The sequence below is a fragment of the Nocardia asiatica NBRC 100129 genome, from assembly GCF_000308415.1.
Taxonomy (GTDB): domain Bacteria; phylum Actinomycetota; class Actinomycetes; order Mycobacteriales; family Mycobacteriaceae; genus Nocardia; species Nocardia asiatica.
Genome location: NZ_BAFS01000333.1, coordinates 1 through 504 on the forward strand (window position 1 = coordinate 1; position 504 = coordinate 504).

Below are 504 nucleotides of genomic sequence, written 5' to 3' on the forward strand. Positions count from 1 at the left end.
CGAGGGCGAGTCCGAGTTGCTCGAGTTCGAGGATGTCGGCGGTGAGGAAGCTGGCGAAGATGGCGATCATGATCGCGGCGGCTGCGGTGATGGGGCGCGCGGTGTGGGTGAGCCCGGCGGCGACGGCGTGCTGGTTGTCGCCGCTGGCGTCCCAGTATTCGCGGATGCGGCGGATGAGGAAGACCTCGTAGTCCATCGAGAGCCCGAACAGCAGCGCGAACACCACGGTGGGCAGGTAGACCTGCACGAAGCCGGGGCTGGTGAAGTCCAGGACGTTCTCGCCGAGCCCCCATTGGAAGACCGCGACGGTGATGCCGAGAGCGGCGCCGGTGGCGAGCAGGTTCATCGCGATGGCCTTGACCGGCAGGGCGATGCTGCGGAACGCCGCGGTGAGGAAGGCCAGTGACGCGGTCAGCACCAGGGCCACGACCAGCGGCAGTTTGGCGGTCATCTCGTCGGACAGGTCGACGAATTCGGCGGTGCTGCCACCGATGCGGATCTCGG

At 67.7% G+C, this 504-nt stretch carries 1 protein-coding gene; it reads right to left on the reverse strand.

Features of this window, described 5'->3' with window-relative positions; genetic code table 11:
- Positions 1-504: MMPL family transporter (locus ON27_RS29255; RefSeq protein WP_043734733.1), on the reverse strand; the 504-nt coding region annotated here is incomplete at both ends.